At 69.7% G+C, this 19,749-nt stretch carries 18 protein-coding genes; 11 read left to right on the top strand and 7 right to left on the bottom strand.

Annotated features, from left to right (window positions below):
* Positions 1–50: 50 nt before the first annotated feature.
* Positions 51–1,250: a slipin family protein gene (locus KBY19_RS27485; protein ID WP_210966923.1), complete on the bottom strand. Its 1,200-nt coding sequence runs from the start codon at positions 1,248–1,250 to the stop codon at positions 51–53.
* 629 nt (positions 1,251–1,879) lie between these two features.
* Here KBY19_RS27485 and KBY19_RS27490 point away from each other — a divergent pair.
* From KBY19_RS27490 to KBY19_RS27505, 4 genes are all read left to right on the top strand, one after another.
* On the top strand, positions 1,880–2,083 hold the full coding sequence (locus KBY19_RS27490; protein WP_099885906.1) for a cold-shock protein: 204 nt from the start codon (positions 1,880–1,882) through the stop codon (positions 2,081–2,083).
* 370 nt (positions 2,084–2,453) lie between these two features.
* Positions 2,454–3,959: a DEAD/DEAH box helicase gene (locus KBY19_RS27495; RefSeq protein ID WP_099885907.1), complete on the top strand. Its 1,506-nt coding sequence runs from the start codon at positions 2,454–2,456 to the stop codon at positions 3,957–3,959.
* Between the two features lie 113 nt (positions 3,960–4,072).
* Positions 4,073–4,372 carry an SCO5918 family protein gene (locus tag KBY19_RS27500; RefSeq protein ID WP_099885908.1) on the top strand — a complete coding sequence of 100 codons (300 nt, stop codon included), beginning with the start codon at positions 4,073–4,075 and terminating at the stop codon, positions 4,370–4,372.
* Between the two features lie 97 nt (positions 4,373–4,469).
* Positions 4,470–4,844, top strand: coding sequence for a hypothetical protein (locus KBY19_RS27505; protein ID WP_099885909.1), 375 nt, complete (start codon positions 4,470–4,472; stop codon positions 4,842–4,844).
* A gap of 217 nt (positions 4,845–5,061) precedes the next feature.
* On the opposite strand, the gene KBY19_RS27510 is transcribed toward KBY19_RS27505, so the two are convergent.
* Positions 5,062–6,561 (bottom strand): hypothetical protein, encoded by a 1,500-nt coding sequence (locus KBY19_RS27510; RefSeq protein WP_307843639.1) that lies wholly within the window; start codon positions 6,559–6,561, stop codon positions 5,062–5,064.
* A gap of 923 nt (positions 6,562–7,484) precedes the next feature.
* Between KBY19_RS27510 and KBY19_RS27515 the strand changes: the two genes are divergently transcribed.
* Genes KBY19_RS27515 through KBY19_RS27535 form a run of 5 tightly spaced genes read left to right on the top strand, consistent with a single transcriptional unit; the run spans position 7,485 to position 11,726 of the window.
* Positions 7,485–9,092, top strand: a complete 1,608-nt coding sequence (locus tag KBY19_RS27515) for an ATP-binding protein (RefSeq protein WP_210966924.1) — start codon at positions 7,485–7,487, stop codon at positions 9,090–9,092.
* 4 nt (positions 9,093–9,096) lie between these two features.
* Positions 9,097–9,501, top strand: coding sequence for a roadblock/LC7 domain-containing protein (locus tag KBY19_RS27520; RefSeq protein WP_099885911.1), 405 nt, complete (start codon positions 9,097–9,099; stop codon positions 9,499–9,501).
* Positions 9,498–9,866: a DUF742 domain-containing protein gene (locus KBY19_RS27525; protein WP_099885912.1), complete on the top strand. Its 369-nt coding sequence runs from the start codon at positions 9,498–9,500 to the stop codon at positions 9,864–9,866. The genes KBY19_RS27520 and KBY19_RS27525 overlap by 4 nt, the downstream gene beginning before the upstream one ends.
* A complete protein-coding gene (locus tag KBY19_RS27530) occupies positions 9,847–10,467 on the top strand; it encodes an ATP/GTP-binding protein (protein WP_307842358.1) in 621 nt (206 codons plus the stop codon). The genes KBY19_RS27525 and KBY19_RS27530 overlap by 20 nt, the downstream gene beginning before the upstream one ends.
* Complete coding sequence (locus tag KBY19_RS27535) at positions 10,464–11,726, top strand: cytochrome P450 (protein ID WP_185019080.1); 1,263 nt, start codon at positions 10,464–10,466, stop codon at positions 11,724–11,726. Before KBY19_RS27530 ends, KBY19_RS27535 begins: the two co-directional genes overlap by 4 nt.
* 111 nt (positions 11,727–11,837) lie before the next feature.
* On the opposite strand, the gene KBY19_RS27540 is transcribed toward KBY19_RS27535, so the two are convergent.
* From KBY19_RS27540 to KBY19_RS27555, 4 genes are all read right to left on the bottom strand, one after another.
* On the bottom strand, positions 11,838–12,821 hold the full coding sequence (locus KBY19_RS27540; protein WP_099885914.1) for an aliphatic sulfonate ABC transporter substrate-binding protein: 984 nt from the start codon (positions 12,819–12,821) through the stop codon (positions 11,838–11,840).
* Between the two features lie 115 nt (positions 12,822–12,936).
* Positions 12,937–13,716, bottom strand: a complete 780-nt coding sequence (locus KBY19_RS27545; RefSeq protein WP_210966925.1) for an ABC transporter ATP-binding protein — start codon at positions 13,714–13,716, stop codon at positions 12,937–12,939.
* Complete coding sequence (locus KBY19_RS27550; protein WP_099885916.1) at positions 13,713–14,528, bottom strand: ABC transporter permease; 816 nt, start codon at positions 14,526–14,528, stop codon at positions 13,713–13,715. Before KBY19_RS27550 ends, KBY19_RS27545 begins: the two co-directional genes overlap by 4 nt.
* A 16-nt stretch (positions 14,529–14,544) precedes the next feature.
* Complete coding sequence (locus KBY19_RS27555; RefSeq protein WP_210966930.1) at positions 14,545–15,795, bottom strand: ROK family transcriptional regulator; 1,251 nt, start codon at positions 15,793–15,795, stop codon at positions 14,545–14,547.
* A 180-nt stretch (positions 15,796–15,975) separates the two neighbouring features.
* On the opposite strand from KBY19_RS27555, the gene KBY19_RS27560 reads away from it, so the two are divergent.
* Together KBY19_RS27560 and KBY19_RS27565 are read left to right on the top strand one after the other, a co-directional pair.
* Positions 15,976–17,526, top strand: coding sequence for a sulfatase-like hydrolase/transferase (locus tag KBY19_RS27560; RefSeq protein WP_210966926.1), 1,551 nt, complete (start codon positions 15,976–15,978; stop codon positions 17,524–17,526).
* A gap of 131 nt (positions 17,527–17,657) precedes the next feature.
* Positions 17,658–18,464, top strand: coding sequence for a formylglycine-generating enzyme family protein (locus tag KBY19_RS27565; protein ID WP_307843640.1), 807 nt, complete (start codon positions 17,658–17,660; stop codon positions 18,462–18,464).
* Positions 18,465–18,537: 73 nt separating this feature from the next.
* On the opposite strand, the gene KBY19_RS27570 is transcribed toward KBY19_RS27565, so the two are convergent.
* Positions 18,538–19,749, bottom strand: a 1,212-nt coding sequence (locus KBY19_RS27570; RefSeq protein WP_210966928.1) for a family 43 glycosylhydrolase, incomplete at its 5' end; no start/stop codon positions are given.

Consider the following 19,749-nt stretch of genomic DNA (forward strand, 5'->3'; position numbering starts at 1 on the left):
GCCGCAACCACACCCGCGACCTGCCTTTGGAACGGCGGGCCCCGGCGGGCTCAGGCCCCCGTGTGGTGGTGGCGGCGCCACCTGCCGCGGCCGGAGTGCTCCGCATCCTCGGGCTGCTCCTCATGAGGGCGTCCGGCGGCGGTGTCCTCCGCAGTGGGCAGGCCGGTCACCTCCAGCTCCGGCAGCACCATGTCCGGATCCCGCCGCGGAGCGGCCGGGTCGGGAGGCAGCGGGCCGGTGGCGGAGGTGAGCGACTCGGCGGCGGTCGGGCGCGGCTTACGGGCCGAGCCGGACTGGCGGCCCGCCGACCGGAAGGTGGGGGCGATCTCCTCCTCCACCTTGCGCCGCCTGTTCCTTCCGCCCCCGCTCGGCACTGTCTCCCCGGCGTCCTCGGTGTCCTCGGCGGCGGCCGCCAGTGCCTCGGCCACCGAGGTGCCGGACGCGGATGCGGCCGGGGCTCCTCCTTCCTCGTCTCCCTCGTCGGTCTCGGGCTGCTGCGCCCGTTCCAGGAAGCGCAGGAGCTCCACGGGGAAGGGCAGCACAAGGGTGGAGTTCTTCTCGGCGGCGACGGCCGTGATGGTCTGCAGCAGCCGGAGCTGCAAGGCGGCGGGCTGTACGGACATCTGCTCGGCCGCTTCCGCCAGCCGCTTGGAGGCCTGGAGCTCCGCGTCCGCGTTGATGACACGGGCCCGGCGCTCACGATGGGCCTCTGCCTGGCGGGCCATGGACCGCTTCATGGTGTCCGGCAGCGACACGTCCTTGATCTCCACCCGGTCGATCTGTACGCCCCAGTCGACGGCGGGGCTGTCGATCATCAGTTCCAGGCCCTGGTTGAGCTTCTCCCGGTTGGAGAGCAGATCGTCCAGATCGCTCTTCCCGATGATCGACCGCAAAGAGGTCTGCGCCATCTGGGAGACGGCGAACTGGTAGTTCTCGACCCGGATGACCGCGTAGGCCGGTTCCACGACCTTGAAGTAGACGACCGCGTCCACGCGCACCGTCACGTTGTCCCGTGTGATGCCCTCCTGGGCCGGAACGGGCATGGTGACGATCTGCATGTTCACTTTGCGCAGCCGGTCGATGAACGGAACGATCAGCGTCAGTCCGGGTCCTCGTATGTCCCGGTGCAGGCGGCCGAGGCGCAGTACGACACCGCGTTCGTACTGCTTGATGATGCGGACCGCCGACAGGACACCTATGGCCGCCAGGACGGCCACGACGACGATGACGGCTATCAGTACTTGCAGCATGACGGTACCAACCATCCCAAGCAGGTAGTACCAGCTTAGATCGGACCAAGAGGTACATGCGAGCGGTCGGGGGAGAGGCGCCGACCCCCCAGACAAGGGAGCACCCCTGCCCTCCCCAGTAGAGAAAACCTTCGCTCGCGAAAGCAGGATGACGAGGGAGGGGCGAGGGAGGAGCTATGGCCGGTGCGGGGCACATCCGGCCGTGTTCGTCCTGCCGCGACCGTGGGTGGCTGGTCGATCACATACCTCGGTCGAGGTCGCCGCCGTGTCCGACGCCGCTTCGACGGCAACCCGCTGTTCCGGCGACCGCGGCCGCATCCGCACGCGGGCGAGGGTTCGGGGCGGGTATCTCCCGTCGCCGCTGCAGAAATTCAGGAAATGAGCGGCCAGAAATTTCCCTGGCGAGGACCTTGCCGAGTGGGAACTTATCGCAGCCACCGGCTTGATCGTGCTACGCTGATGCGAGTTGCAGTTGTGGTTCCCAAAGATTACAGATGCTCCAGCGATGTTCCATCGCGGCGAGCACATCGAGTAAATTTTTAGTTCGGGTTTTCCCGGAGGGTAAATCATCGCAGCGACTCCGGTTCCGCAAGGTGCGGATTCCGGTCACTGCCCCCAAGGGAGATCGAATGGCAACTGGCACCGTGAAGTGGTTCAACGCGGAAAAGGGTTTCGGCTTCATCGAGCAGGACGGTGGCGGCGCTGACGTGTTCGCCCACTACTCGAACATCGCCGCCTCCGGGTTCCGCGAGCTTCAGGAAGGCCAGAAGGTGAACTTCGACGTCACGCAGGGCCAGAAGGGCCTTCAGGCCGAGAACATCGTTCCGGCCTGACGCTGACGCCTACCGGCAGCCGGGGCCCGCACCGTGCGTGTGCGCCCCGGCTCGCCACACCGCTCGTGCCCCTCGTCCTCGACGGGCACCGTACGCGGCGAGCCGACGGCGGCGCCGTCCGCCACCCTTCCGCGTACTTCGCCGGGCGGAATCCGGATCCCGGCGCTCGCGGCCCGAGAAGTGACTGCCGTTTTCCACGGCTCACCCGCCGCCGCCCGTTCCGACCCGCTGCTTTGTATGTAATAACCGTCCGCCAATTGCGGCCGGGTTTGTTTTCTCTTTTTCTTCGGCTCGTTCTTGCGGATCCTCGTGCGGCTCATTGCTGCTGCAGGAATCCCCTCGATGCGTGCCGCACCGAGGAAGGTTCCGTATGAATCGCTCAACCCGCACGAACGACAACTCCTACCGCTCCCGCAAGGGTGCCGCCACCGGCTCCGGTCGGGGCGGCCGCAACCGCCCGCTGGGGACGGCCCGCGCGAGCGCTCCGTCCCGTTCGGCCAAGGCCGGGCGGTCGGGCGGCCAGGGACCGCGTTCCGCCTCCCGCCCCACGGAGTTCGCGCTGCCGACCACCAGCACTCCGCCGCTGCCGGCCGTCGAGAAGTTCGCCGAGCTGGACCTGCCCGACCGGCTGCGTGCCGCGCTGGTCTCCGAGGGCATGTCCGTGCCGTTCCCGATCCAGGCGGCGACGCTGCCGAACTCGCTGGCCGGCCGGGACGTGCTGGGCCGTGGGCGCACCGGCTCCGGCAAGACACTCGCGTTCGGCCTCGCCCTGCTGGCCCGCACCGCAGGGCAGCGGGCCGAGCCCCGCCAGCCGCTGGCTCTCGTCCTCGTACCCACCCGGGAACTGGCCCAGCAGGTCACCGACGCGCTCACCCCCTACGCCCGCTCGCTGCAGCTCCGGCTCACCGCCGTGGTGGGCGGCATGTCGATCGGCAGGCAGGCGGGCGCGCTGCGCGCCGGGGCCGAGGTCGTCGTCGCGACGCCCGGCAGGCTCAAGGACCTCATCGACCGGGGCGACTGCCGGCTGAACCAGGTTGCCATCACCGTCCTGGACGAGGCGGACCAGATGACGGACATGGGCTTCATGCCCCAGGTGACCCAGCTGCTCGACCAGGTACGGCCCGAGGGGCAGCGGCTGCTCTTCTCGGCCACCCTGGACCGGAACGTCGACCGCCTGGTGCGGCGCTATCTGAGCGACCCGGTGGTGCACTCCGTCGACCCCTCCGCCGGGGCGGTCACCACGATGGAGCACCATGTGCTGCATGTGCACGACACCGACAAGGTGGCCACCACCACGGAGATCGCCGCCCGCGACGGTCGGGTGATCATGTTCCTGGACACCAAGCACGCGGTGGACCGGCTCACCAAGCGGCTTCTGGCCGCCGGTGTACGCGCCTCGGCGCTGCACGGCGGCAAGTCCCAGTCCCAGCGCACCCGCACCCTCGCCCAGTTCAAGACCGGGCACGTCACCGTCCTGGTGGCCACCAATGTCGCAGCTCGCGGTATCCACATCGACAACCTGGACCTCGTCGTCAACGTCGATCCGCCCAGCGACCACAAGGACTATCTCCACCGCGGCGGTCGCACCGCCCGCGCCGGAGAGTCAGGCACCGTCGTCACCCTCGTCCTGCCGGACCAGCGCCGCGGCATGAGCCGGCTGATCGCCGACGCGGGTATCACGGCCCAGGTCACCAAGGTCCGCTCGGGCGAGGCCGAGCTGAGCCGTATCACCGGCGCCCAGGAGCCCCCCGGTGTGCCGGTCACCATCGCCGCGCCGGTCGCCGAGCGCCCCAAGCGCAGCGACTCCGCCGCACGCGGACGACGGGGCCGGCCTGCTCGCGGACGCCGCCGCCCCGCCTCCGGCATCGCCGCCTGACGCGTCCCTCCTGTGCTCGGGCGGGAACGGCCGCATCCTCGGCCTTCCCGCCCGCCGACCGCCCGAGGCGGTCGGCCCCTCCCGGAGTTCCCCTTCGACCCTGTTGAGGTCCTATGCGCTGCGTGATCGCCCACTCCGCTTTCTACCTGCTCAAGAGCGACGTGCTGGAGGCGATGAAGGGCGTCAAGCCCGAACCCGCCTCGGGAACGTCCGTGACCATCGGCCGCCGCACCTACCCCGTCCAGCAGGTCGGGGAAGTGGTCACCAGGCAGGACCGCCGCGACTTCACCGTCGGAGAAGTGGGCAGGGCGCTGACCCGGCTCGGCTTCACCTGCCACGAGCCCGCCACCGCGCCGGTCCTCACACCTCAGCAGACGGCTTCGGCGCTGCTGGGAACCGCGACGCAGGCCTGAGCTGGGGGGCCGCGTACCGCTCCGACGGGCCATACGGCGGAACGTCGGGGCCCCGGCCGTCGCGGACCCGGTACGCGGCCTTATAGCATCAGCACCCATGTCGAATGCTGACGAGCTGCTCGTCGACATCGCCGCCATGGTGGAGTCGGAGCAAACCAATCAGATGTCTCTCACCGTCGTGGTCCACGGGGCCGTCATCACGGGCCGCCTGGCACCCGAGACGTTGTGGAGGCAGCGAGTGGCCGAGGTCCTGAGGGACTCGGAACGACTCGGACCGTTCGCCGGCACCTTCATGGCAGCGCCGGACGCCACGGAGGCTCGTGACTCCCGAGAGCCTTCCTACCTGCACTTCCACGTCGCCAGAATCCTGCAGGGGCCGGTGGGCATCCCCGAGACGGGTGGGATGTACCGGATCGCCATCAAGGACGTGAGCGCCTGGACGATGGGGGATCTCAGCTACTCCGACCAGTGAACCGGTACTCGGACGGATGACCCGTGCGCAAGCCGTGCGGGTGCGGGTGCGGGTGCGGGTGCGGGCGAGGCCCTGTCCCTCATGGACAGGGCCTCGTGCCGTCGCCGGGGGAGGTGCGCCGTGGCTGGGGCGGGCGCGGGGCCGGGGTGTACGGCCGAACCGTCGACGCCCTGCCCGGGCAAGGCAGCCGCCCGGTCCGTTCGGCCGCCCGGTCCGTTCAACCGTCCAGCCAGTCCCCGCCGACCGCGGTGGCTGCGAAGCCCTGGGCGTTCCACAGGAAGTGCGGATGCGCGCAGCCGAACATGTAGGCGAGCAGGGCCGTGTCCTCCTTCCAGGTCGGGGGCCGGTGCAGTGCGTGGAACAGGGCCGCGCCGACGTCCCCCGAGTCGGTCTGGACGTCGCGGGCGCCCTCGCCGCCCGCCAGGGAGGCGAGGACGGCGGCTATATAGGTGCGGCGCAGTATCTCCCAGGCGGTGTCGACGTCACCGCGCCATTCCCCGTGCAGGGCCTCGAAGGCGGCCAGCTCGCTGTCGAACAGCCGCCACGCCTGCGGGTGTTTCGCGCGGCAGCGTGCCGAGAGCAGGGCCGCCCGTTCGCCCAGCACATCCACCGCGGGCGTCCCGCCGACGCGCAGCGCGACACCGTCGGTGAGCAGACCCGTGCAGGCGTTGGGTTCGATGCCGCACAGCGGGCAGCCGTCCACCGTCGGCAGCCCGTTGGTGATCCCGTCGAACCACAGGGCGTGCCGCCCGGTCAGCCCTTCCCAGACGATGGTGGTGCCCATCAGCCAGGTGTTCCACAGCAGGCCGTGTGCCTCCGGCATGCACCCGTATTTGATGAGCGCGACGACGCACGCCCCGTACAGCGCCTTGTCGTGCGTGGACATGGCACTCAGCCAGAAGTTGCTGGCCTCGCCGGTGACCGCGTCCGCGCGGGCATCGGTCATGTCGTTGAGCACCCGGCACAGGACCAGCGAGGCGAGGTGCTCCTCCTGCCAGAGCTCGCTGTCCGGGGAGACGTGCCAGAACAGGCAGTCCATGAGCTGGAGCAGGGTGTAGGCCGACTTGTCGAGCGGCGTGGACTGGGGGAGCGTGGCGGTGCCCGACACATGCCGCTTGAGCCAGTACTCGTCGACGGAGCGCTTGTAGGCCGCGTAGAGCCCGCATATCAGGGCCCGCGCGCCGTTGGTCGTGCAGTCCTCGGCCAGGCGCTGCTCGACCGCCCGGACGGTGTCGGCCACGTCGATCGCCGACTGGACGCGCTTGTACTCGTGGAGGACCAGGATGTCGTCCTCGTGCCGGAACCTGAGCCCGAGATCCCGGTCCGAATCGTTCATCTTCCTGGTCCATACCCAGCCGCCGGTCAGTACGCTGTCCAGTTCCTTTCGGTAGGGCCATGTCTTGATCCGGAGGGGGCGCCCGTCGCTCCTGCGCCAGTCGTAGTCGTCCAGCGCGCGGGTGAGTGGCTTGGGCAGGTGCGCACAGAGCGTACAGGCGCACGAATCGTCGTAGACGGCGATCTCGCTGCTCTCCGCCCGCTCTCGCCAGACCCCTTCCAGTAACGCACATGTGAGCCGGCACAGACTGATGCCGGTCTCGACGCCGGGAAACGCGTTGTTTATGACGGCGAGGCACTCGTCCAGCCTGCGCAGGCGCGCCGTGCCGTGCTCGTCGGGAGCGCTGAAATTCCTGGGGGCGCGGACCAGAGCCCCTTCCACGGGAAATATCGCGTTGCCGCCGCGCCGCACTTCACGGCGCGCAGCGCTGTTCCGGCGTGCGACGCCGGCTTCTTCGCGGCGCTTGTAATCTTCCGTGCAACTAATGACAGATTCCCTGACCATGATTGCCAGTTCATCGCTGGTTCCGCTTCGTCCCATCGGTGAGTCCTCCTGCTCGTGGGAACGCCCACGTCGGTGCTGCGTGCATGCCGGTCATGCGCGGTGCGGTGCGGCGTACTGTGGCGCCGCGCGCTCCTCGTCGAGCCGGGGCGCGGTGTGCCGAACCCGTTGGCCGAGGGGCGTCGGCCCAGGTCGAACGGGTAGCAGCGGCTGTCACCCCGCCATTCGCGAGGTCGTGTCCGGCAGCCGGGCACGCGGGCCGCGATGGGGGAGTGGTGCCGATGCTAGGGGTCAGTCTCCCCACAATCGGCGGATGCATCCGGGACGGGCGGTCGAGAGGCGCTCATTCAAGTGACTGATCAAAAAAGGGCGCAACACGTCAGTGAAACGACCGACTCGAAAGGTTGGTGATCCGACAAGTGCGCTGAACGCACCCGCGTCCGCGCCCTGCCGTATACGCCGGAAGCAGTCCCTTCGGAGCCCTGCCAGGTATTTCTTTGCGTCGTGCACCACGAAGGTGAGGGAAATCGGCCACACGCCGCACTCGAACGTGAATCCGATGCGTATGGCAGAACACGGCATCTCCTGCGGGGCGCCCCTTCTTCTCGCTATGCTCCCCGACTCCCGGCGAGTTGACGCACTCGCGGGGAACCGTGGCCTGCCGCCACCACTTCGTACCTCCGAAGAGAAGGAACCGGGACGATCAGCAGGTCATTCGGTGAGTGCCGCCTCCCGTACGGCACAGGCTGTACGACGAGTGCGTTTCCGACCCGCCCGCATGAGCAAATCGGTTGAGGATCCAGATGGAACTTGCCACGAACCCACCCGCAACCCGGCTGCCCGCCGCCTGGTACGCGTGGTGGTCACTGCCCGTAGCGATATGTGCGGCCACTGCCGTGGTGACGGCCGTGGGATCGGCCCGAGACCTGACGACCGTTCTCCTGGTCGGCGCGGTGGCCACGGCCGCCACCGCCGTCTGCGTCGAGCGCCTGCTGAGCTCAGTGAGGCGGGCCCGCAAGGCCGCCGCTGACCACCAGGCGCAGGCGACGCGGGACAGGGAGCAGGCGCAGCAGTGGCTGGCGTCCCTGGGGCAGAAGCACGCCTCAGAGGTCTCCGAACTGAACGCGCGCCTCTCCCAGCTGACCGAGCTGCACAAGGCCCCGCTGGTACGAGTGGCGGACGAGTTCCTGCCCAGGGCGGTCGACGAACTGCGCCAGGGCGAGGCGATGGACGACGTGCTGCGCCCGCTCGCCCAGGACCCGGACGTGCCGGAGGAGTTCAAAAGCACGCTCCGGAAGCTCCTGCGCTCGGCCATGATGGCCATCGAGGAGGAGTTCGACCGCAGCACCTCGGCCCGGCAGTCGGTGGTCAGCATCGGCAGCCGGATGCAGGTCTACACGAGCAAGATCCGCGCGCAACTGCACGAGATGCAGGGTGTGCACTACAGCCTGCCGGCGGTCGCCCGGGACCTGATGCAGCTGGACCAGGAGATCGGCCCGGCCGACTGTCTGGCCGCCAGCATCGTCGTGCTGGGCGGGGCCGACCGGCCGGGCAGGCAGTGGCAGAGCCACCAGCCGCTGCTCAGCGTGGTACGCGGCGGCATGGCGCGCATCAAGGAGTACAAGCGCGTACAGCTGCGCCGGCTTCCCGAACTGGGCGTGGACGGCAACCTGGTCGACCATCTCACGCTGATCTTCGCCCACCTGATGGACAACGCGGCGCGGTACTCGCCCCCGTCGGAGCCGGTGATCGTCTCCGGCCGGGAGGTACCCAACGGGCTGGGCATCCAGATCCAGGACGCGGGCACCGGGCTCAGGGCCGAGAAGCGGCGCCAGGCGCTGCGGCTGCTGAACGGTGTGGCGGTCGGCTCGGGACCGGGTGGGCTGGCCGAGGACGCGCAGCTCGGCCTGCGCGTCGTGGGCAACCTCGCCCGCAAGTACGGCATCACCGTCACCTTCGACGACTCGCCGTGGCTGGGCACCGCAGTGGTCGTCGTGGTGCCCCACAAGTACTTCAAGCCCCTCGACAAGCGCCCGTACTCCGAGTCGGCCCTGACCCGGGCTCCCATGCCCCGTCCGCGCCCCGAACCCGTCAGGACCCCACCCGAGCCCGTCACGGTCGGCCCCGCCGCCCCGGAGGGCCCGGCGGGTACAGCCGGCCGGAACCGCTCGGACAGCCCGGACGAGGAGCTGGTCACGGGCGCCACCACACCCGGCGGGCTGCCCAAGCGGAGCAAGCAGTTCACGGATGCGCCGGTTCCGGGCCACGGCACACGCGCCGCGACGGGGGACACCGGGGGCGTGCCGCCGGAGGAGTCGTTCGCCGGCCTGGCCGCCTTCGTGTCCGGCAGCGGCCCGACGAACGGGCCCGACAAGAACGACCGCCCCGACGAGCAACAAGAGAGTGACTAGCCACATGACGCAGCACCAGACCGACCTGAGCTGGGCGCTCCGCGACCTGGCCGAGAGCATCCCGGAGATCCGCTTCGCCCTGGTGGCCTCCTCGGACGGGAAGGCCATCACCTCGTACGGCGCGGAGACCGACGACGCCGACCGGTTCGCCGCCATCGTCGCCGGCCTGCAGTCACTGGCCCAGCCCGTCGCCGAGCAATTCCCGAAGGAGAAGGGCCAGCTGCGGCTCGCCGGGATCGAGGTCGACGGCGGCCATCTGTTCGTCGTACGCGCCGGCAACGAGACGTACCTGGGCGTGCTGGCCAGGAAGGGGCTCGACCAGGGACTGCTGGGGCACCAGATGAGGGACTGCGCCCGCAGGATGGGTGACCTCCTCGGCACCGTCCCGCGCCAGGAGCAGTCTGGATGACCGAGCCGCAAGCAGGCTCGGGCCTGCCCGGGCTGGAGCGCTACTACATACTCACCCAAGGCCGCAGCGCGCCCACGGCGGACGCGTCGACCCTCGATGTGGCCACTCTGATCGTCGCCCACTCCACACCGGAACCGGGAACCCAGCCCGAGCACGACGCCATCCTCCGGTGGTGCCGCGACCCGTTGTCGGTGGCCGAACTCGGCGCACACCTCGGGCTGCCTTTCAACATCCTCTCGGTACTGGTGGCCGACCTGCTGAACACAGGCCGTGTGGAAGCCCGTGATCCCATTGCAGGTACGGGCGACCACGGACCCGACCTCGCGCTTCTCGAGGAGGTACTCAGTGGACTTCAACGGCTTTGACCGGCCGGCGTTTCCGCAACGGGCGGAAGCGCTGCACGCGGGAAGCCGGTCGGTCAAAGTGATGGTCGCCGGCGGTTTCGGCACGGGGAAGACGACGATGGTCGGTTCGGTCAGCGAGATCGTGCCGCTCACCACCGAGGAGACCCTCACACAGGCCACTGTCGGCGTCGACGATCTGGTCGGCGTGGCGGACAAGAAGAGCACCACTGTCAGTCTCGACTTCGGTCGGATCAGCCTCAACGAGCAACTGGTGCTGTACCTGTTCGGCACGCCGGGGCAGGAGCGGTTCTGGTTCCTGTGGAACGGCCTGTTCAAGGGCGCCCTCGGCGCGGTCGTCCTGGTGGACACCCGGCGGCTGGAGTCCAGCTTCCGCGCCATCGAGGAGATGGAGCGGCTGGAGGTGCCGTTCGTCATCGCCCTCAACCTCTTCCCCGATGCCCACAACCACCCGGTCGAGGAGGTACGGGAGGCCCTGGCCATCTCCCCGCAGACACCGATCGTCACCTGCGACGCACGCGACCGGGCGTCGAGCCGCGATGTGCTGATCGCGCTCATCCGCCACATCAAGGAACGGTCTGTTGCCGCATTGGAGCCGCGATGAACGTCCAGCCCTCCGACAGTCCGCACCTTGACGCGCCGACCCCGCCCGTGGGCTGCCCCGCACGGCACACCGGCGCCACCACGAGGCTGTACGCGGCCGAGTCCACGGCCGATCCGTACGGGACCTACTCCCGGCTGCGCAAGCAGTACGGGCCGGTGGCGCCCGTCCTGCTGGAGGGCGACGTGCCCGCCTGGCTCGTACTCGGCTACCGGGAGAACCGGCGGGTGCTGGACAACCCCGGTCAGTTCAGTCGGGATTCGCGCAAATGGCGGGACTGGGAGGAGGGGCGGGTCGAGGAGACCTCGCCGCTCATCCCGATGCTGGGGTGGCGCCCCGACTGCCTCTCGCAGGACGGGGAGCCGCATCAGCGGCTGCGCGGGGCGGTGACCGAGAGCATGGAGACGGTCGCCAACCGCGGGATACGCCGCCACGTCGTCCACTTCGCCAACAAGCAGATCGACGCCTTCGCGGACACCGGACAGGCCGACCTGGTCCTCCAGTACGCCGAGTATCTGCCGATGCTCGTCCTGACGCGGCTCTTCGGGCTGCCGGAGTCCGACGGGAAGTATCTGGCGACGGCCTGTGCCGAGATGATGGCGGGCGGGGAAGGAGCGATCTCGGCCAACGAGCGCATCGCACGGGTGCTCGCCGACCTCACGGCCCACAAACGTGCCGAACCCGGCCCCGACTTCGCCACCGGGCTGATCCAGCACCCGGCCGCCCTGGACGACGACGAGGTGCAGAACCACCTGCGGCTGGTGCTCATCGCGGCCCACGCCACCACCAGCAACCTGCTGGCGCGGGTGCTGCAGTCCATCCTCAGCAACGAGTCACGCCTCTCCGACCTGGTGAGCGGACAGATGACCATCACGGCGATCGTCGAAGAGGCGATGTGGAACTCGCCGCCGCTGGCCGTGCTCCCCGGTCGCTTCGCCAACGCCGACTGCGAACTCGGAGGCCAGCACGTCAGGTCCGGGGACCTGCTCATCCTCGGCCTGGCCGCGGGCAACCTGGACCCGGAGATCCGTCCGCACACCGGCACCGCGGTACGCGGCAATCAGGCCCATCTGGCCTTCAGCAGCGGCCCCCACGCCTGCCCGGGGCAGGCCGTGGGCCAGGCCATCATCGAGACGGCCGTGGAGGTGCTGATCCACCGCCTTCCCGGCCTCGCCCTGAGCGGCGACCCCGGCGGGCTCACGGACACCGCCTCCACGTGGGAGACCCGGCTCGACCACCTTCCCGTCACCTTCCCGCCCTAGCCCGGGGCGGGCCCGGAGCCCGCAGTACCCGGGCAGGCCGGGAGCGGCACCAGAGGCTGTCCGAACTGTCCGGGCCAGGGACACCGAGGGCGGCGGACCCGCACCGGCGGACTACTGGGAGTGCACCTTCCGGTAGAGGGCGCCGGTGTAGTAGTCGGCCGGGTCGGGGTTCTTCTCCAACTGCTCGTTGCGGAGGAAGAACTCCCCCAGCTTCTTCAGCCGGCGGTCCATCTCGCCGCTCTCGGTCCTGGCCACCAGCTCGTCGGTGGAGAGGGTCTCGACGTGCGAGGCGTCGGACTTCGCCTGCGCCTCGCTGACGTGCAGCATCTTGGCCGTGAGGGCGATGGACTCCTCGGGGTGCTTCTTGCGCCAGTCGTTGGCCTGCTGCAGCACCTTGATCACCTTGGTGTTCTTCTTCTCCGGCACCTTGTTGCCGGCGACGAAAGCGGTGGGGAAGGTGTCCCCGGTCTCCTTCGTGCTGGCCACCTCCTCCAGCTTCGGCACCTTCTTCTTGATCGTGTCGATGGAGGGGTAGAAGATGCCGGCGCCGTCGATCTTTCCGGAGGTGAAGGAGGAGACGACGGTGGACGGGTCCATGGCGATCTTCTGGATGTCCTTCGTGGTCATCCCGGCTTTCTCCAGTGCGATGTTGAGGATCATGTCGCCGGACGTGCCCTCGGGCACGCCGACCCGCTTGCCCTTGAGGTCCTTCATCGTCTTGATGCCGGGCTGAGCGATGACGCGGTCCGCATAGGTGAAGGTGTTGATCGAGATGACCTTCGCCTTGCCGGAGGCGGGCAGCCACATCGCGCCGGGACCGATGTAGCCGTAGTCGAGGTCGCCGGAACCGAGCGCCTGGATCTGCACCGGTCCGTTGTTGAACACCTTCGTTCTGGCGGTGAGGCCCTGCTTCTTCCACAGCCCCCGCTTCTCGGCGATGGCCAGCAGGCTGGCGCCGTTGTAGTCGCCTATGTAGCCGAAGTCGACCGTGTCGTCGTCCTGCGAAGCCCCGGTGGAGCACCCGTTCATGGCGAGGGTCAGGGCCGTGACGGACAAGAGCGTCGACAGAGTGCGGCGGATGGGCCTTTTGGGCATGGTGAAGGTGTCCTTACGGGGAGGCGGAGGGGGAAGGGGGCAGATGCGGCCCCGTAGGGCGCCCGGAACCGCGTGCCGAACGGGTACGGAAGGTGCTCGGCGCCCAGCGGTGTGCTCAGGCGGCCGGAGCGGCGGACTCCTGGTGGTAGACGGAGGTCCACACCGCGTTGCGGATCTGCCGGAAATCCGCGGAGAGCCGGATCTCCTCGGTGCGGGGATAGGGCAGGTCCACATCGACGACCCGGTGGATACGGCCGGGCCGGGCGGCCATGACCACCACCCGGCTGGCCAGATAGACCGCCTCGTCGACGTCGTGGGTGATGAACAGTACGGTGCGCTTCTCGCGGCTCCAGGTCGCCAGCAGCTGATCCTGCAGCTGCACCCGGGTGAGGGCGTCCAGCGCACCGAACGGCTCGTCCATGAGCAGGACCTGCGGGTCCACCGCGTAGGCGCGGGCAATGGCGCAGCGCTGTTTCATACCGCCCGAGAGGGTCTTGGGCAGTGCGTCCGCGAAGTCGTCCAGCCCCACCAGCGTGATGGCCTCGGCGGCCCGGCGGCGCCGCTCCTGGGCGGGGACGGCGGCCAGTTTGAGACCGAACTCCACGTTCTGGCGCACCGTCAGCCATGGGAAGAGCGCGTACTGCTGGAAGATGACACCGCGGTCGGGACCGGGCCCGGTCACCGGTCTGCCGTCCACCAGCACCCGGCCCGAGCTGGGCTCCTGGAGGCCGGCGGCCATGCTCATCAGGGTGCTCTTGCCACACCCCGAGGGGCCGACGACGGTGACGAACTCCTGGTCGGCGATGTCCAGGGACACCCCGTCCAGGGCGGTGAACTCGGCCCCCTTCAGCGGGAAGGTCTTCACCACGTCCTGGAAGCTGATCCTGCTGTTCATCGTCGCTCCTGCCAGCCGGTGAGCCGTCGTTCGGCGAGCAGCAGCAGCCGGTCCATGAGCAGCCCGAGCACGCCGATGGTGATGAGGGATACGAAGATCGTGTCCATCTCGAACCAGGTGGACGCCTTCTGCATCCGGTAGCCCAGTCCTTCCTGGGCGCCGATCAGTTCGGCCGCGACCACGGTTGCCCAGGAGGCGCCGAGTCCGATGCGCATCCCGACGAGGATGAACGGTGTGGATGCCGGGACGACCACCTTGGCGAAGATGACCCGGTCCGAGGCGCCCAGCACCCGCGCCGCGTTGATGAGGGTGCGGTCCACATCGACGACACCCTGGAAGGAGGAGACGACGCAGGCCATGAACGAGGCGAGGTAGATGACCGCGATCTTCGGTACCTCGCCGATCCCGAGCAGCACCACCGTCAGCGGGATGAGCGCGAGCGGTGGGATGGTGCGGAAGAACTGGATGTAGGGCTCGACCACGGCGCGCACCGTCGGATACCAGCCCATCAGAAAGCCCACGGGTACGGCGACGACCACACCGAGGGCGTAGCCGAGGAAGACCCGACGCAGGCTGGCGAGCGTGTCGGTCATCAGTGTGCCGTCGGCGACCATGTCACCGGCCTGCTGCGCCACGGCGAGCGGCGTGGGAAGGTTCTCCACCAGCTCCAGCGCCGCCACGACCGCCCAGCCGAGGACGCCGGCCACCAGCGCGAGGACGTTGAGGGCGAGCGGTCGGTGCCGGGAGCGGCGCGCGGTGCGCCGTGGGGCCTGGGCCACGGCGGTCTTCTCGGGAGGGACGATCACGGCCATGGGTGCCTCACTGGGTTCACGCGAGCTCCTCGGTGACGGGCTGCGGATAGCGGGAGAGCAGAGGGGATTCGTGCAGGACGAGGGCGATGCCGCCCAGGGCGCTGCCGGCTTCGCCGAGGGTGGCGCGCCGTACGCGCACCCGGTCGCGGACCATCGGCATCACATGGGTGCGCAGGGCCCGCTCGACGGGCTCGATCAGCGCCGCACCGGCCTGGGCCAGTTCACCGCCGACGACGATGACGCCCGGACCGACCGCGTTGGACACGGCCGCCAGTACCGTGCCGATGTCGGTGCCGACCTGTTCCAGCACTGCGTGCGCGATCCGGTCCCCGGACGCGGCGGCGGACAGGAAGGCGGCGATGTCCTCGGCCCGGCCACCGGCCGAGCGGTAGCGGTGCACGACGGCGTCGAGTGAGGCGACGGTCTCCAGGCAGCCGGTGCCGCCGCATTCGCACGGTGCGCCCTGCGGGTCGACGGTGATGTGCCCGAACTCGCCCGACATCCCGTACATTCCGCGGTGCAGGGAACCGCCGACGACCAGTCCGCCGCCCACCCCGTGGGACAGCCGCAGATACAACACGTCGCCGCCGTCGGAGGCCGCACCCCATACGGCTTCGGCCAGTGCCGCGAGTCGGGTGTTGTTGTCGAGCAGCACCGGGACGCCGAACCGTTCGCGGAGCAGGCCGGGCAGGCCGTCGATGCTGAGCGCGTGGGCTTCCGCACCGCCGGGATCGGTGATCGGTCCGACCACGCCGACCCCGATGGCGCTGAGCGAGCCGAGCCGGAGCGTACCGGGTCGTGGGCCCTCGGCCGGCCCGTTCCGGGCCGATCCGGCCCGGCCCGAGCCGCCGAGCGTGCCGAGGAGACGTTCGGCGATGTCGGCGCGCTGGGCCCAGGTGAGATCGGCCGCGTGCGCCTCGCTGGCGGAACCGATCATCTCGTGGGCCACGTTGACGGCCGAGACGTGGACGGCGCGGCGGGCGAAGTCGATGCCGATCGCCTCTCCGGCGTCCGGATTGAGGCTGAGCTTCTCGACCGGCCGGCCGCGCCTGCGCACCTCCGCCGGCGGGGTGGAGGCGACCACGGCGCCGCCCTCCACCAGGCCCGCGACGATGTCGTAGAGGGTGGTGCGGGACAGGCCGCTGTGGGTGCCCAACTCGGCCCGGCTGAGCGGGCCGTGCTTGCGGAGGAGATCCAGAACGGACTGCTCATGACTCTTGCGCAGCCGCGTCAGGGGGCCGTCGTGTGCCTGCATGCCGCACAGCATGGTGAGCGCCACAGTTTTTCGTCAATGAGTCGGAACAAAGAGATTCCGAGCCGGCCCCGATTTATGTGCGCAGTATTGACATAAATCTTCAGGGGGCCGGAGCATGCCTCGCGTGGCGCTGGCCCGGAGCGGCCCGCCGCCCGCCCCGGGCCGCTCCCGCCGGCGTCAGGCCGACCGAACATGCTCTTCCTCATGACCGACCAGCACCGGGTGGACACCCTCGGTGCCTACGGCAACCCCCATGTCCGCACCCCGAACCTGGACCGGCTCGCGGCCGAAGGCACCCGGTTCGACAACTGCTACACCCCCACCGCGATCTGCACCCCGGCACGTGCCAGCCTGCTCACGGGCGCCGCGCCCTTCCGTCACAAGCTGCTGGCCAACTACGAACGCAACGTCGGCTATCTGGAAGACCTCGCCGACGACCAGTTCACCTTCGCCGGCCAACTGCGTGCCGAGGGTTACCGGCTGGGCCTGCTGGGCAAATGGCACGGGGGAGTGCGCCGGACCGCCGCGGACTACGGCTTCGAGGGCCCGGACCTCGCGGGCTGGCACAACCCCGTGGACCACCCGGACTACCTCGCCCACCTGGAGGAGAACGGCCTTCCCCCGTACCGCATCACCGACCCCGTCCGCGGCACCACTCCCAACGGCAGCCCCGGCAACCTCCTCGCCGCCCGGCTGCGCCAGCCCGTCGAGGCGACCTTCGAGCACTACCTCGCCACCCGCACCATCGAGATGCTGCGCCGCTGGGTGGCGGACGGAGTGGGCGCGGCGCCCGGAGCGGGACGGGCGGGGGCAGGCCCGGCTGGAGACCGGCCGTTCTTCCTGGCCACCCACTTCTTCGGCCCGCACCTGCCCTACATCCTCCCGGACGCGTACTACGACATGTACGACCCCGCGCTGGTCGAGCTGCCCGCCTCGGTGAGCGAGACCTTCGCGGCGAAGCCCCCGGTACAGAGCAACTACAGCAGGCTGTGGGCGTTCGACACGATGCCGCTGGAGGAGAGCCGCAAACTGATCGCCGTCTACTGGGGCTATGTGACCCTCATCGACGAGCAGATCGGACGCATCCTGGACGCGGTCCGCGAACTGGGGCTGGAGGAGCACACCGCGGTGTTCTTCACGGCCGACCACGGTGAGTTCACCGGCGCCCACCGGCTGCACGACAAGGGCCCGGCGATGTACGAGGACATCTACCGGATACCCGGCCTCCTGAAGGTCCCCGGCGCGCCGCGCGGCCAGGTCCGTGACGAGTTCGTCTCGCTCACCGACTGCACCGCCACCATCCTCGACCTGGCGGGCAGCGACACCGAACCGGCCGTGGACAGCCGTAGCCTGCTGCCGCTGGCCGCGGGCGAGCGGCCCGAGTGGGCCCCGCACCATCTCGCGGAGTTCCACGGCCACCACTTCCCCTACCCCCAGCGCATGCTGCGCACCCGCCGCTACAAGCTGGTGGTCAACCCCGAGTCCCGCAACGAGCTCTACGATCTGCACACCGACCCCGACGAGCTGCACAACCGCTACGACCACCCGGAACTGCGCGACGTACGTGCCGAGTTGACCCGTACGCTCTACGATCTGCTGCGCGAGCGGGGTGACAACTTCTTCCACTGGATGTCGCCGATGTACGACGTGGAGACCGACTACGACACCACCCTCTCGGCCTTCGAGAGCGAGCCGGACACGGCACCCGCGCCCGGCGGGGCGGGGGAGGAGGGGGGCGCGTGACCCCGTCGGACTCCGGGACCGGGCCGCGCGGCTGCTGCGCTCCCGCCCGCCGGCCGGCCGCGTACGTGGCCCCCACGGCTGCGGCCACGACCGGACCGCCCGACGGAGCGGCCGAGGAGTACCGGACGCGGATCGAACTGTCCGGTGGCACGTTCCGGATGGGCAGCGAGGACACCGATGTGAACCCCGGCGACGGTGAGGGGCCCGTACGCCGGGTCACCGTGGCGCCGTTCACCATGGACGCCTACGCCGTCACCAACGCACGCTTCGCCGCCTTCGTCGCGGCGACCGGCCACCGCACCGACGCCGAGCGCTCCGGCTGGAGCTACGTCTTCGCGAAGTTCCTTCCCGGGCGGCTGCGCAAGATCTCCCCGCGCCCGGACGCCACCCCGTGGTGGTGCGGTGTGGAAGGGGCCCGCTGGGACGCCCCGGAGGGCCCCGGCAGCGGGCTGGCCGGCCGCTGGGACCATCCGGTCACCCACGTCAGCTGGGCGGACGCGTGCGCCTTCTGCGCCTGGGACGGCGGGCGGCTGCCGACCGAGGAGGAATGGGAGTACGCGGCCCGTGGCGGGCTCGACCAGGCCCGCTACCCGTGGGGTGACGACCTCACCCCCCACGGGGTGCACCACTGCAACATCTGGCAGGGCGCCTTCCCGGCCAGGAACACCGCCGAGGACGGCTACGCCGGAACCGCTCCGGTGCACGCCTACCCGCCCAACGGCTTCGGGCTGTTCAACGTCTCGGGCAACGTGTGGGAGTGGACGGCGGACACCTGGCACCCGAAGGAGCCGGGGCTGCGGGTGATGCGTGGCGGCTCCTATCTGTGCCATGACTCCTACTGCAACCGCTACCGCGTCGCGGCCCGCACCGCGAACACCCCGGACAGCACCACCGGCAACCTCGGCTTCCGGGTGGCCCGCGTCCCCGCCGTCGGCTGAGCTGCTCAGCCGACGGCCGGACCGTCCTGCCCCCTCCGGGGGCCCGCCGCCACGTACGGGCGGTTTCGGGACGTCAGTCACCGACCGTGCCGTGACCCCGGTCGCGGCGTCGGACGTACAGCCGGTTGCCCTGCGGCCCCGTCCACTCCAGCCGTACGACCCCGGGCACGGCCGCGTCGGCGAGGCGGGCGGGGTCCGACCAGTGGCCCACGTTCGGGTTGCGGAAGAACGTCGCCCACAGACGGCCGCTCCCGTCCACGAAGAAGTTGTTGTGCCCGGCGCCCACACCCGCGGTCCACCGCTGGGAGTACGGGCCCTCGAAGGTGTCCGAGACGGCGACGACCGCGTCGTACTGGTACTGCACGCGGCCGGGGCCCGGAGGGTCGTAGGCGTAGCGAGTGCTGCCGTCCGGATTCAGCGATGTCCGGTCCCACGCGGCGTGCACGAGGTAGTACTTGCCCCGGTACTTGAACACGTACGCGCCTTCGAGATACGGCTCCGGTGAGTAGGGCGTCTGCCGGAACCTCGGGAGGTTCGTCGTCGGGACGATGTCCTCCATGTCGTCCCGGAACTTCGCGTACAGGTCGTTGTGCAGTACGAGCCAGGCGTCGTCGCCCTCGGTGTAGAGGCTCCCGTCGATGTGGTGGTAGGCGCCGGGCTCGATGAACTTCGGTCCGCCGATGAACGAGTCGCCGAAGGGCTTGTCGAGGTTGCCTTCGACAAGCCGGTACGGTCCTTCGATCCCGCCCTCGCTCACCAGCAGGAACGAGCCGACCTTCCGGGAATGGTCGCCCATGCACGCGACGATGTACCACCTGCCGCGGAAGTGGTGCACCTCCGGCGCCCACGCCTGGCCGCGCCTGCCGAACCGGTCGTCGTGCCAGTATTCCTGCCACTGGGCGACGACAGTGCGTCCGGGCCGGTTCTCGCCGACGAACTCGGGCGACCACACCTTGCCCTTCTCGGCGTTCGGCCGTACGCCGGTCGTGTCGACGAGTCGCCACGGCCCGCGCAGCGACCGGGAGACCCATACGAAGATGCCGTCGTTCCAGGGGGCCGCCGCCTCCAGCCCGGGAACGCGGGTGGTGCCGGTGGCGACGTAGACCGGACGGCCGTCGACGACGAAGCAGTTGACGTAGGTGTCGCGCATCCACACCCGGCCGAGCTCCTCGTCACGGGGACGCAGTTCGAGCGGGAGGATGAAGGAGTTGTCCTTGCGCGGCCACAGGTCCGACCCGGTGTCCGCGAGACCGTACGGATCGAGCTCGGGCCGGTTCGACGGGTC

Origin of the sequence: Streptomyces sp. B15 (genome assembly GCF_018070605.1) — a bacterium.
Taxonomy (GTDB): Bacteria; Actinomycetota; Actinomycetes; order Streptomycetales; family Streptomycetaceae; genus Streptomyces; species Streptomyces smyrnaeus.

What these genes read in the sequence shown, in the direction of transcription:
- KBY19_RS27550 (WP_099885916.1), bottom strand. Translation starts at nt 14,528, where the DNA reads ATGGCCGTGATCGTCCCTCCCGAGAAGACCGCCGTGGCCCAGGCCCCA.
- KBY19_RS27515 (WP_210966924.1), top strand. Translation starts at nt 7,485, where the DNA reads ATGGAACTTGCCACGAACCCACCCGCAACCCGGCTGCCCGCCGCCTGG.
- KBY19_RS27540 (WP_099885914.1), bottom strand. Translation starts at nt 12,821, where the DNA reads ATGCCCAAAAGGCCCATCCGCCGCACTCTGTCGACGCTCTTGTCCGTC.
- KBY19_RS27535 (WP_185019080.1), top strand. Translation starts at nt 10,464, where the DNA reads ATGAACGTCCAGCCCTCCGACAGTCCGCACCTTGACGCGCCGACCCCG.
- KBY19_RS27520 (WP_099885911.1), top strand. Translation starts at nt 9,097, where the DNA reads ATGACGCAGCACCAGACCGACCTGAGCTGGGCGCTCCGCGACCTGGCC.
- KBY19_RS27485 (WP_210966923.1), bottom strand. Translation starts at nt 1,250, where the DNA reads ATGCTGCAAGTACTGATAGCCGTCATCGTCGTCGTGGCCGTCCTGGCG.
- KBY19_RS27505 (WP_099885909.1), top strand. Translation starts at nt 4,470, where the DNA reads ATGTCGAATGCTGACGAGCTGCTCGTCGACATCGCCGCCATGGTGGAG.
- KBY19_RS27490 (WP_099885906.1), top strand. Translation starts at nt 1,880, where the DNA reads ATGGCAACTGGCACCGTGAAGTGGTTCAACGCGGAAAAGGGTTTCGGC.
- KBY19_RS27545 (WP_210966925.1), bottom strand. Translation starts at nt 13,716, where the DNA reads ATGAACAGCAGGATCAGCTTCCAGGACGTGGTGAAGACCTTCCCGCTG.
- KBY19_RS27495 (WP_099885907.1), top strand. Translation starts at nt 2,454, where the DNA reads ATGAATCGCTCAACCCGCACGAACGACAACTCCTACCGCTCCCGCAAG.
- KBY19_RS27555 (WP_210966930.1), bottom strand. Translation starts at nt 15,795, where the DNA reads ATGCTGTGCGGCATGCAGGCACACGACGGCCCCCTGACGCGGCTGCGC.
- KBY19_RS27560 (WP_210966926.1), top strand. Translation starts at nt 15,976, where the DNA reads ATGCTCTTCCTCATGACCGACCAGCACCGGGTGGACACCCTCGGTGCC.
- KBY19_RS27525 (WP_099885912.1), top strand. Translation starts at nt 9,498, where the DNA reads ATGACCGAGCCGCAAGCAGGCTCGGGCCTGCCCGGGCTGGAGCGCTAC.
- KBY19_RS27500 (WP_099885908.1), top strand. Translation starts at nt 4,073, where the DNA reads ATGCGCTGCGTGATCGCCCACTCCGCTTTCTACCTGCTCAAGAGCGAC.